10 protein-coding genes are annotated in these 10918 nt (G+C 62.5%); 4 read left to right on the top strand and 6 right to left on the bottom strand.

Annotated features, from left to right (window positions below; genetic code table 11):
- Positions 1-191: 191 nt before the first annotated feature.
- From mctP to AB3X95_RS32830, 6 genes are all read right to left on the bottom strand, one after another.
- Positions 192-1742, bottom strand: coding sequence for a monocarboxylate uptake permease MctP (gene mctP / locus AB3X95_RS32855; protein WP_176121243.1), 1551 nt, complete (start codon positions 1740-1742; stop codon positions 192-194).
- Positions 1739-1981 (bottom strand): DUF3311 domain-containing protein, encoded by a 243-nt coding sequence (locus tag AB3X95_RS32850; protein WP_176366947.1) that lies wholly within the window; start codon positions 1979-1981, stop codon positions 1739-1741. Before AB3X95_RS32850 ends, mctP begins: the two co-directional genes overlap by 4 nt.
- A 295-nt stretch (positions 1982-2276) precedes the next feature.
- Positions 2277-3212 (bottom strand): spermidine synthase, encoded by a 936-nt coding sequence (locus tag AB3X95_RS32845; protein ID WP_368623470.1) that lies wholly within the window; start codon positions 3210-3212, stop codon positions 2277-2279.
- Between the two features lie 136 nt (positions 3213-3348).
- A complete protein-coding gene (locus AB3X95_RS32840; RefSeq protein ID WP_368623469.1) occupies positions 3349-5589 on the bottom strand; it encodes an NADP-dependent isocitrate dehydrogenase in 2241 nt (746 codons plus the stop codon).
- Between the two features lie 454 nt (positions 5590-6043).
- Positions 6044-6334 (bottom strand): contact-dependent growth inhibition system immunity protein, encoded by a 291-nt coding sequence (locus tag AB3X95_RS32835; RefSeq protein ID WP_368623468.1) that lies wholly within the window; start codon positions 6332-6334, stop codon positions 6044-6046.
- Positions 6335-6343: 9 nt separating this feature from the next.
- Positions 6344-7177: an RNase A-like domain-containing protein gene (locus AB3X95_RS32830; protein ID WP_368623467.1), complete on the bottom strand. Its 834-nt coding sequence runs from the start codon at positions 7175-7177 to the stop codon at positions 6344-6346.
- A gap of 511 nt (positions 7178-7688) precedes the next feature.
- Between AB3X95_RS32830 and AB3X95_RS32825 the strand changes: the two genes are divergently transcribed.
- The 4 genes from AB3X95_RS32825 (at position 7689) to AB3X95_RS32810 (ending at position 10916) form a co-directional block, all read left to right on the top strand.
- Positions 7689-8516: an AraC family transcriptional regulator gene (locus AB3X95_RS32825; RefSeq protein ID WP_368623466.1), complete on the top strand. Its 828-nt coding sequence runs from the start codon at positions 7689-7691 to the stop codon at positions 8514-8516.
- A gap of 81 nt (positions 8517-8597) precedes the next feature.
- A complete protein-coding gene (locus AB3X95_RS32820; RefSeq protein WP_368623465.1) occupies positions 8598-8999 on the top strand; it encodes a cupin domain-containing protein in 402 nt (133 codons plus the stop codon).
- An 8-nt stretch (positions 9000-9007) separates the two neighbouring features.
- Positions 9008-9484 (top strand): GNAT family N-acetyltransferase, encoded by a 477-nt coding sequence (locus tag AB3X95_RS32815; RefSeq protein ID WP_176380850.1) that lies wholly within the window; start codon positions 9008-9010, stop codon positions 9482-9484.
- A 316-nt stretch (positions 9485-9800) separates the two neighbouring features.
- Complete coding sequence (locus AB3X95_RS32810; RefSeq protein ID WP_368623464.1) at positions 9801-10916, top strand: succinylglutamate desuccinylase/aspartoacylase family protein; 1116 nt, start codon at positions 9801-9803, stop codon at positions 10914-10916.
- Positions 10917-10918 lie beyond the last annotated feature (2 nt).

Raw genomic sequence — 10918 nt, 5'->3', positions numbered from 1 at the left:
AGTTTCGCTCCACGCTTCCTCCCTACGCCCGGTCGCCCTCGCGCAGTTGCGCTTCGCTTCGCTCGCTGTGATCAACTTGCGGTGGGACTTGCACCCACAAGAGTGCGCCCATGCTGGGCGCACAACACAAACGCCCGCCAACTTGCGTCGGCGGGCGTTGCGTGTTTCGGAGCGTGAAGTCGCAGCCGGAATCAGCCTTCGACGATGTCCAGGTAGTCTTCCGGACGAGTGCGATCCTCGGCGCGCTGCATGCCCACCGCGCGCACGATCAGGCTCACGACCACCGACACCACGAGGTTCACGATCAGCGACCACACCGCCGCATAGCCCGGAATCGCGATGCCGAACAGATGAATCGTGAAGATCGAGCTCGCGAGGTTCAACGAAATCGCCATCCACGTGCCGGTCGCGATACCCGCCGCCCAGCCGAGCAGCAGACCCCGATAGTCGAGCACGCGCGTGTAGAGACCGAGCACGATGGCCGGCAGCGTCTGGATGATCCAGATCCCGCCGAGCAGCTGCAGCTGGATCGCGTACGTGAGCGGCAAACCGAGAATGAACGCGACCGCGCCGACCTTGACGATCAGCGACACCAGCTTCGCGACGTTGGTCTCCTGGTCATGCGTCATATTGCGGTTGATGAACTCCTTGTGCACGTTGCGCGTGTACAGGTTCGCCGCCGCGATCGACATGATCGCCGCCGGCACCAGCGCGCCGATACCGATCGCCGCGAACGCGACGCCGACGAACCACGACGGGAAGAAGTGCAGGAACAGCGCCGGCACCGCGAAGTTCGGGCCGAAGGCCTTGAAGTACGGCGCGAACTCGGGCATGTCCTTCACGCCGGCCGCGAGCGCCATGAAGCCGAGCAGCGCGAGCAGGCCGAGCACCAGCGAATACGCCGGCAGCAAGGCCATGTTGCGGCGGATCGTGTTGCCCGACTTCGAAGACAGCACCGCGGTGATCGAGTGCGGATACAGGAACAGCGCGAGCGCCGAACCCACGGCGAGCGTCGCGTACGCGCTATAGCCGTTCAGGCTCGACACGTCCGGCGACTTCAGCAGCAGCTTGGCCGGCGGGACCGCGCCGAAGATATGGCCGAAGCCGCCCAATTGCGGCGGAATCACGATGATCGCGGCGAAGATCGTCACGTAGATCAGGATGTCCTTGACCACCGCGATCATCGCCGGCGCGCGCAGGCCCGACGTGTACGTGTAGGCCGCGAGGATCGCGAACGCGATGATCAGCGGCAGATCGCCGACGAAGCCGGTGGTGTCGAAACCGAGCGCGCCGATCACCACTTCGATACCGACCAGCTGCAGCGCGATGTACGGCATCGTCGCGACGATGCCGGTCACGGCGACTGCGAGCGCGAGCATGCGGCTGCCGTAGCGGGCCGACACGAAGTCCGCCGAGGTCACGTAGCCGTGGCGCTTCGCGATGCTCCACAGCTTCGGGAACACGACGAAGGCGAACGGATAGATCAGGATCGTGTACGGCAGCGCGAAGAAGCCGGTTGCGCCCGCGCCGAACACGAGCGCCGGCACCGCGATGAAGGTGTAGGCGGTGTACAGGTCGCCGCCGAGCAGGAACCACGTGACGATCGTGCCGAAGCGCCGGCCGCCGAGACCCCACTCTTCCAGATGCGCGAGATCGCCGCGCCGCCAGTGCGCCGCGACGAAGCCAAGAATCGTGACGCCGATGAAAAACAGAACGAAGACAAAGGTTGCAATGGGGTTCATCGTTGTGCGCCCCCGTTCGGGCGACCCGTATAGCGGGACTTGGTCTTCACATAGACGAACGCGGTGATGACCGCGCTGATCAGCACCCACAGCAGCTGATACCAGTAGAAGAACGGGAAATCGAACAGCTGCGGCTCGATCCGGTTGTAGGACGGCACCCAGATCATCGCGATCCACGGTAGCAGCAATAGCCAGAGCCAGTGCTTGCTGGCTTTCTTCACGTCGGCGTCGTGAGCCATGACGTCTCCTGTTTTTCCTATTTTGAATTTATCTGCCCGTGGTCGACGGGAGGAGGAACTCAGCGGGTGGTCGTCCCGCGGTCCGCCACGGGCTCCCCGAAAGCCTCGCAAGAGTATAGGAGTGGCGAACGCCCGGTCAAGCCGGGGCGACCCCGAGGCACATTGGCGTCCAACGATGCAGACTGGATCACGCTGCAGCATCGACATGAAAAAAATACCGGAAGCAAAACGGCCGTGCCGACTGATACGCCGGCACGGCCGCCTCATTCTTCGCGCGCTGATCGGAATTCAGCGCTCAGATGGCAAACGATGCGCCCGTCTGACCCGTCGATTCGCGCAGGCCCTTGATCCACTTGCGCGCCGGCAAGCCGAGCTCGGCTTCGATCAGCTTCGCGCGCGCGTCGAGCGCGGCGAACGGCACGTCGAGCGCGGGGCCCGAGAACGCGATCGCGATGCGGTTGCCGTCGTGCACTTCGGGCAGCGCGACGACGCGACCGTCGAAGGCTTCGTTCAGGCGCTTCATGTTGCGCACGAAGCTCGGGTGATCGCCGAACAGATTCACCGTGACGATCCCCGCGTCGGTCAGACACGCACGCGCCGCGCGGTAAAAACCGACGCTGTCGAGCACCGGGCCGCGCGCGGTCGCGTCGTAGACGTCGATCTGCAGCGCGCCGATGGTGCCGTGGTTCGCGCTCTCGTTGACGAAGTCCCATGCGTCGGTTTCGTGCACCGTCAGACGCGCATCGTCGGGCGGCAGTTCGAACATCGTGCGCGCGGCCACCACGACCGCCGGATTCAGTTCGACGGCCTCGACCTTTGCGCTCTTCAGGAAGCGGTGCGCGAACTTGGTCAGCGCCGCCGCGCCGAGCCCGAGCTGCACGATGCGCTTCGGCGTTTCGAGAAACAGCAGCCAGGCCATCATCTGCTGCGCGTATTCGAGTTCGATGTGATCGGGCTTGCGCAGACGCATCGCGCCTTGCACCCATTCCGTGCCGAAATGCAGGTAGCGCACGCCGCCCTCTTCGGAGAACGTCACCGGCGCGAAGCGCGGCTTGCGCGGCGTTTCGATTTGCGGCGCGTCATGAAGCTCGTGGTCGACGGCGCGGTTCGCGTTGCGCGCGGTTTTTGGCGCCTGTCCGTGCGCGATTTTCTGCCTACCGCCGATGGCTTCGTTGTCCCGGTTACGGAAAGCGCGCGCCTCGGCCGAAGCGCGCTTGATCAGTTTCGTCATGTGTGGATGTCGCGCCGCGGGCGCATGATTTTTGGTCGACCGAGAGCATAGCATTCGCGGCGCGCACGATTACGCCGAGCCGCCCGCCGGCGGCCCGTGTGCACATCAGTTCACTTCTTACTTCACACGCATCAGGTCACTCGACGCGCACCGCCTTGAGCGCCTCGTTGAACGTGCGGCTCGGCCGCATCACCTCTTCGAGCTTGTTCAAGTCCGGCTTGTAATAGCCGCCGATGTCCGCCGGCGCGCCCTGCACCGACGCGAGCTCCGCCACGATCACCTGCTCGTTGGCGGTCAGCTGCGTCGCGAGCGGCGCGAACTGCGCGGCCAGCGCGGCATCGTCCGTTTGCGCGGCCAGCTCCTGTGCCCAGTACATCGCCAGATAGAACTGGCTGCCGCGATTGTCGAGCTCGCCCGTCTTCGGGCTCGGGCTGCGGTTGTTGTCGAGCAGCTTGCCGGTTGCGGTGTCGAGCGTCTTCGCGAGGATCTTCGCCCGGTTGTTGCCGGTCTTGATGCCCAGCTCTTCGAGCGATACCGCGAGCGCGAGGAATTCGCCGAGCGAGTCCCAGCGCAGATGGTTCTCTTCGACGAGCTGCTTCACGTGCTTCGGCGCCGAACCGCCCGCGCCGGTCTCGTACATGCCGCCGCCCGCCATCAACGGCACGATCGACAGCATCTTCGCGCTCGTGCCCAGTTCCATGATCGGGAACAGGTCGGTCAGATAATCGCGCAGGATGTTGCCGGTGACCGAGATCGTATCGAGCCCGCGCACGACGCGCTCCAGCGTGTAACGCATCGCGCGCACCTGCGACATGATCTGGATGTCGAGGCCGGTGGTGTCGTAATCCTTCAGGTAGGCCTCGACCTTCTTGATCAGTTCCGCCTCGTGCGGGCGATATGGATCGAGCCAGAACACTGCGGGCGTGCGCGAATTGCGCACGCGCGTGACCGCGAGCTTGACCCAGTCGCGGATCGCCGCATCTTTCACCTCGCACATGCGCCAGATGTCGCCCTGCTCGACGTTCTGCGTGAGCAGCACCTCGCCGTTCGCAAGATCGACGATGCGCGCCTCGCCGTCTTCCGGCACTTCGAAGGTCTTGTCGTGCGAGCCGTATTCTTCCGCCTTCTGCGCCATCAGGCCGACGTTCGGCACGGTGCCCATCGTGACCGGATCGAACGCGCCGTTGGTCTTGCAGAAGTTGATGATCTCCTGGTAGATGCGCGCGAACGTGCTCTCCGGGATCACCGCCTTGGTGTCTTTCGGACGACCGTCGGCGCCCCACATCTTGCCACCGGCGCGAATCATCGCCGGCATCGACGCATCGACGATCACGTCGTTCGGCGCGTGCAGGTTCGAGATGCCCTTCGCCGAATCGACCATCGCCAGTTCCGGACGATGCTCGTGGCACGCGTGCAGGTCGCGGATCACTTCCTCGCGCTGCGATTCCGGCAACGCCTCGATCTTCTCGTACAGATTGACGAGGCCGTTGTTGACGTTCACGCCGAGCTCGTCGAACAGCTTGCCGTGCTTCGCGAACGCGTCCTTGTAGAACACCTTCACCGCGTGGCCGAAGACGATCGGATGCGAGATCTTCATCATCGTCGCCTTCACGTGCAGCGACAGCATCATGCCGGTCTTGCGCGCGTCTTCCATCTGGTCTTCATAGAACGCGAGCAGCGCCTTTTTGCTCATAAACATGCTGTCGATGATCTCGCCGGCCTCTAGCGCGACCTTCGGTTTCAGCACGATCGTCTTGCCGTTCTTCGTGACGAGTTCCATCTTCACGTCGCGCGCGCGATCTAGCGTCATCGATTTTTCGCCGTGATAGAAGTCGCCATGTCGCATGGTGGCGACGTGCGTGCGCGACGCCATGCTCCATTCGGTCATGCTGTGCGGATGCTTGCGCGCGTAGTTCTTCACCGCGGCCGGCGCGCGACGGTCCGAGTTGCCCTCGCGCAGCACCGGATTCACCGCGCTGCCGAGACACTTCGAGTAGCGCTGACGGATCGCCTTCTCCGCGTCGGTCTTCGGATCTTCCGGATAGTCGGGTACCTTGTAGCCCTTCGCCTGCAGCTCCTTGATCGCGCTCGTCAGTTGCGGCACCGATGCGCTGATGTTGGGCAGCTTGATGATGTTGGTGTCGGGCAACGAGGTCAGGCGACCGAGTTCAGCGAGGTTGTCGGGCACCCGCTGCGCTTCGGTCAGAAATTCGGGGAACTCACCGAGGATGCGGCCCGCGACCGAGATGTCGCTGGTCTCGACCTCGATGCCGGCCGGCCTCGTGAAGGTCCGGATGATCGGCAGGAACGCCGCGGTCGCGAGCAGCGGGGCCTCGTCGGTGAGGGTGTAGATGATGGTCGGTTGCTGGGTCGTCATTGCTAGGCTCTGGGCGGGCGGTTGAGAGGCATCTCGCGCGTGGTACCGGCAGGATGCGCAAGCGTCGATCAGGAAAACGACAACACGAGGACACAAACGCTGTGCGCGGCGGATGGCGATGCGGGGCCCTGGAACGCCAAAGCGGAACGATTAAGCGAACACGGCGGACTGCGTCGCGCAGCGGGTCGCACGTGTGGATTCTGCCTCATTTTTGGGCTGCGGGGAGAATCGGAACGTGAACGACACGGAAAGCCACTAGCCCTCACCTCAGTAGCATTTGCGACTGAATATCGACGCGCAACGGAGCACGCATGGATCAGGCGGTGCCATCTGTCCGGCTTTCCGAATCAGGCCGCACCCTATATGGCGCCCCGTCTCACTAGCCAACAAGAACCCCGCGGATAGGGGCACAAACGATGCAAAAGCGCGCTCGTAGGCGGCGGTCGCGACTTGGCTATTCACTCAACAGCCGCTTCAATTCCTCAAGAAATGATGCGGTCGTGTGTCCCCATGGGACAGGAGAAAACTCGTGCCCGTACATCTGATCGAACGCGACATCGAGATCATGCTGGTGTTCTTTCTCGAATCTTTCTATCTCTGCGAGCATTGATTGATGGTCAGCCACCGGGCTATCCCTTTTGTAACAGGCAACAATATCGGGAATGGTCTCACCCCATATGTCGAAATCCTGGTTCAAGTAAACGCCGAACAATTGATTCAGTTCGGGGTATGAAGTTTCTCTCATTGCTAGAACTCAGTATAGGTAGGCCGTGAGAACATAGTATGGCATTCCGTTGTACGTTTCGTATTTAAGAACGAGGTGTACAACGCTCATGCCCGTTAAGCTATCCGTTTTCCTGGATACTCCATAGCCGACGGTCCTCCCTACGTCCTTTTCCAATTCGAGCGGTTTGGCTCGCCTCGAAGATTGCGCCCATGTTTTGATCCGAAGTGCGTCAACCCGCATCACCTCCGAGATCGCCCATTCCGCAGACTCTATATTCGTGAACGACGAAACCGTTTGCCGCTTTGGTTCGCGAGTTAATCGCTCGCGCAACTGTGCTTCAGTGCGCCCCACATGTTTCTCGACTGTGTGGCCTCCGATCCGACTGCCCAGCTTCGCTTCGTGCTTCATCAGGTCAATCCGGCCCATCACGATCCGCGAAGCCCGCGCGGCCTTGACCGAACCAGCAAAGCCAAACGGCACAGCGATATCAAGCGACAAGCCAATACTGCTCGCGATGCCAGGACTAGCTTTCATCGCCTCGGCCAGCTTCGTCGTACCCTGCTGGGTCAGCGTAGACGTATCCCGCCCCGTCCAGACCTGACGCAGACCGGCCGCCGCCGTATCAGAACCATGCGCGCCGAACACGACACACCCGGCTTTGCTCGCCATCGTCGGCTCCGGCAGAACGCATAGTGCGGCCGCTCCGACCATTTCCAGAACGCCACCGACAACCTGCAAGCCGCCCCATAGCCGATTGGAAAGCATTTCGGTCTGGTTAATCGATTGACGGGCCAAGACGGCCACGAGTTGCGGGGCGCTCAGTACAACGCGAAAATCGTCTGACTCGTTCGCCTGTGACATGCAAAAAATCCTCTCTGTTCGTTTCGGGACTTTGAGGCTATCAGGCGACTTCACAGGTCGGCTATGGGCGAAGGATGATTTGTACGTCCGCCGGACGGACGGCGCTGTGGACCGCCAGTACTCAGTAGTCCAAGACGCTATTGACATGCAACAGGATGCCGAACGATATCGTTACATCGTATTTCGGAGAAACCGCTCCAGAGATTGTCTCGTGCTACAAGAGAGATGACTCTCACAGACAGCAGGGTTTGAGTCGTGAGATAGACTCGTTCAGGAAAGAGCATGATCTGGACACCGCATTTGAACAGTTCTGGCGGGGGTTCCGTCTCGAGGGGTGGAGCTAGACGACCGCCTCTTTCCTTGACGAGATACAGCGTCTTCTGAGCGAGCAATCCCACAGCGTCGCACGAGGGCCGCTAGCGAGCGAGCAGGCAATTGCTCAGGACGGTTAATATGAAGGCCATCTGACATCGATTTTCCCGCAGCCCCGCCAAACAAGCCCGAGAGTATGATGGACGGCGACATCAGCCAACTCCAATCCGACTGGATTTCCCGTTCGGAGCCCACCGACGGAGTCGAACGCATCGAGGCCTTTTTCCACGGCAATGCGTACTCCCTGCATCGGCACGACACCTATGCGATCGGCCTGACGCTCGCCGGCGTTCAATGCTTTCACTACCGGCGCGGCTTGCGCACCAGTCTGCCCGGCCAGACGATGGTGCTGCATCCCGACGAAGCGCACGACGGTCAGGCCGGTACGCAGGAGGGATTCCGTTATCAGATGATTTACGTGCACCCGGCCGCCATCCAGGAGGTCCTCGGCGGCCGGCCGCTGCCATTCGTCGAAGGCGGGGTCACGAACGATCCACGGCTGTTCGAAGCGACGAAGACAGCGTTGCGCCAACTGCGCGGCGACGCGGAGCCGCTCGAGCGCGACGACGCGCTCGCCGGCCTCGCGCTCGCGCTGGACAGCGTATCGGGTGCCCGATCTGCGCGCAGGTCCGCGGATTTCGCGGCAGCGCAGCGGGCACGGGAATATCTGCACGCATCGAGCAGCCGCGTCGTCACGCTGGATGAACTTGCCGCCGTCAGCGGACAGGATCGCTGGAGCCTGTCGCGCGATTTCCGAACCTTTTACGGCACCAGCCCCTATCACTATCTGGTCATGCGCCGGCTCGAAGCGGCGCGCGCGATGATGCTGCGCGGCGTTTCCCTCGTGGACACGGCGGCAGCGGCCGGCTTCGCCGACCAGAGCCACATGACCCGGCATTTTCGCCACGCATACGGGATCCCGCCCGCGCGTTGGCTCGCGATGACGAGCGATCGGCGCGCCGGCTAGCCCAAGCTTGCACGATCGTTCAAGACATCCGCCGGCGGCCGGCCTAAGCTCTGTTCCAGGTATCACCCGAATGGAGCCACCATGCACAGCGATTCCCAGCCGACCCCCGAGCAACGCGGCCAATACAAGACGATCAATCTGCTCGACAAGATCCGTCAGATCGACGACCACTGGCAGCCGCGCGTCGTTGCCGAAATGAACGACTATCAGTTCAAGGTCGTAAAGATAGAGGGCGATTTCGTCTGGCACCGGCATGCCCACACCGACGAGACTTTCATCGTTCTCGAAGGGCGCTTGCGCATCGACTTCCGCGATCGCTCGATCGAACTGCTCGCCGGAGAAATGGCGGTGGTTCCAAAGGGAGTCGAGCACAAGCCGTATGCCGGCTCCGAAGTGAAGCTGCTGCTGATCGAACCGCGCGGCGTCGTCAACACTGGCGATACGACCAACGAAAGAACGGCCGAAAACGACGTATGGATCTGAGAACCGCCATGCAAACGCCGCTGCCGATCGTTCGCGAAGCCGTTTTCCCCGCCGACACGCGCAGGCTCGTCGCGGTGATCCGCGAGTATGTCCAGTGGCTGGATCTGGATCTGTCGTACCGTGGATTCGATGCCGAAATGGACGCGTTCGAAGCGGTTTACACGTTGCCATCCGGCATGTTCTTCGTCGCCGATGCCGGCGGCGAACTCGCCGGTTGCGCGGGGCTACTGCGCCATAGTGCGGAGACCGCCGAAATCAAGCGCCTGTTCGTTCGCGACGCATTCAGAGGGATGCGTCTCGGCGAAACGCTGGTGACGTCGGTGATCGGGAAAGCAAAATCGTTGGGCTTCTCGAAGCTGGTCCTCGACTCGGTGCCGAAAACCGCTTTCGCGCAGCGCATCTACGAGCGATTAGGGTTCGTGGAAATCGCGCCTTACTACGCAAATCCGGTCGAGGGCACGAGGTTTCTTGCACTCGAGCTTTGACGGCGCGGCGCGGCATCGCTCGTCTTCGGACCCTTCTCCATAGCACGCAGGTTGCATATACATCTATTGCTACAGCGCGCGCCTCGATTCCTCCTTCGAATTTTCGTTTCACGCGAAACCCCCGCCTTATAAAGGCACGCCGCCCGTCGTCAGCGAAAACCCTACTTCCGCCATCATCTTCAATTCTCTATCTTGTCTATACAACTGAGCTGAAGCTCGAAGCCTAGGCACTTCAACTTCGACGTAAACGTCAGCTGACAGGCAATGGCGCGGGAACCCCCGCGCCCGCACGGCGGCCGGCAACATTCACACCATCATGCAAACACAAACCCATCCGTTGATTTCCCCGTCGCTCGGCACCGAGCGGTACCTGACGAGCTTCCACTACGGCCCGACGGGCGGACAGAAGATCTACATCCAGTCGTCGCTGCATGCCGACGAGCTGCCGGGGATGCTGGTCGCATGGGAACTGCGCCAACGCGTCGCCGCCCTCGAGACGGCGGGCAGGTTGCGCGGCGAAATCGTCATCGTGCCGGTACCCAATCCGATCGGCCTCAACCAGCGGGTGCTCGGGCACATGGTTGGCCGCTTCGAAAGCGGCACCGCGGCGAACTTCAATCGCAACTTCCACAATCTGGCCGAGCTCGTGATGCCGCGCATCGAGCCTCACCTGACCGGCGACGCGCAACGGAACCTGCGCGCCGTGCGCGCCGCAATGCGCGAGGCGCTCGCCGAGCAGACGCCGACCACCGAGCTCGAATCGCAGCGCCTCGCGCTGCAGCGCCTGTCATACGATGCCGACGTCGTGCTCGACCTGCACTGCGACTTCGAAGCGGCGATGCATCTGTTCACGAACCCCGACACGTGGCCCGACGTCGAGCCACTCGCGCGCTATCTCGACGCGAAGACTTCGCTGCTCGCGCTCAATTCGATCGGCAATCCGTTCGACGAGATTCACAGCTTCAGCTGGTCCGAGCTGCGTGCCCGCTACGGCGAGCGCTATCCGATTCCGAATGGCTCGATCTCGGTAACGATCGAGCTGCGCGGCCAGGCGGACGTGAGCTACGCGTTCGCCGAGCGCGACGCCAACGCGATCGTCGAATACCTGACGTTTCGCGGTGTCATCGACGGCACACCCGCGCCGTTGCCGGAGCTCGCGTTCCAGGCCACGCCTTTCTCCGGCAGCGAGCCGCTCGTCGCACCGATCTCCGGCGTGCTCGTGTTCCGCGCGCCGCTCGGTGTCTGGGTCGAGCCCGGCGAGGCGATCGCCGACATCGTCGATCCGCTGACCGGCCGCGTCGTCACGATCACGAACTCCGTCGCCGGCGTGCTATATGCGCGGCAACGCACGCGCTTCGCCACCGCGGGGCTGGAGCTCGCGTGTGTCGCTGGAGCCGAGCCTATTCGTAGCGGCTCGCTGCTGCCGAACTAAGT

This window comes from Paraburkholderia sp. BR13444, from assembly GCF_040948755.1.
Lineage (GTDB): Bacteria > Pseudomonadota > Gammaproteobacteria > Burkholderiales > Burkholderiaceae > Paraburkholderia > Paraburkholderia youngii.
This window is presented reverse-complemented; position numbering and strand designations above follow the sequence as displayed.